This is a genomic window from Robiginitalea aurantiaca (assembly GCF_030380815.1).
GTDB classification, from domain to species: Bacteria; Bacteroidota; Bacteroidia; order Flavobacteriales; family Flavobacteriaceae; genus Robiginitalea; species Robiginitalea aurantiaca.
This window is the reverse complement of record NZ_JAUDUY010000029.1, coordinates 1-1087: the sequence shown is the minus strand read 5'-3', so window position 1 is coordinate 1087 and position 1087 is coordinate 1. Positions and strand designations below refer to the sequence as shown.

1 protein-coding gene is annotated in these 1087 nt (G+C 45.4%); it reads left to right on the top strand.

Annotated elements, in window-relative coordinates:
- A partial coding sequence (locus QU605_RS15295) for a CRTAC1 family protein (RefSeq protein ID WP_289726201.1) occupies positions 1–1087 on the top strand: 1087 nt, incomplete at both ends.

Here is a 1087-nt window from a genome sequence, read left to right as displayed (position 1 = left end):
AAACGGTTCCTTCAAGTGATAACTCAGGGAACTACGCCAGCACCTGGATCGATTATGACAATGACGGAGATCTGGACCTCTATATCTCAAAATGCCGGGGTGGGGTTACCGATCCGACAGATCCCAGAAGGATCAATATGCTTATGCAGAATGACGGCAACAATAATTTTACCGAAAAAGCCGCAGAAGCCAATCTTAAAAATGGTGAACAGACCTGGCTCACCGATTTTGGAGATATAGATAATGACGGGGACCTGGATGCCATCATCATCAATCACGGAAGTGGTCCTAACCTGATGCAAAACAACGGTGACGGTACGTTTACTGAAATTACCGCTTCAAGCGGGCTACTGCCTACACTTAACCCGGAGAACATCTATGGTGTACAAGGCTTTTTTAAAGATTTTAACAATGATGGGTTCCTCGATTTGATGGTATCAGGAGACGCCCACTTCCTTTTCTACAACAACGGAAACGGAACATTTGATTTAGCTCCCAATCCCTTCAACTCAAATACCATACAATCATTTACAGTTGGCGACTTAAACCATGACGGGTTTCTGGACATCTATGCTGGATACGCCACTGGTCTCAATACACCGACTACTGTTAAAGACAAACTCTGGATCAATCAGGGGAATAGCAATAATTTCTTTAATGTACAGCTGCAAGGTGTTCAAAGTAATATTAATGGTATTGGAGCAAGGGTAGAACTCTACGGCCCATGGGGAATTCAAATCCGAGATGTGAAATCCGGAGAAGGATATGGAGTAATGAATTCCCTGACACAACACTTTGGACTCGGCGCAAATACAACCATAGACCGGGTAGTTGTCAAATGGCCCTCAGGTATCGTAGATGAAATCTTCAACCCAAGCCCAAACCAGTTCCTGACCATTCAGGAAGGTGATGGACAAAGTTGCACAGATTCAGATAACGACGGAGTTTGCGACTCACAAGATGTGTGTGAAGGTTTCGATGACTCGGTAGATACCGATGGTGACGGCGTACCAGATGGATGCGACATATGCACAGGCGGGGATGATTCCATCGACTCTGACGGGGATGGCATCCCGGATTTCTGTGA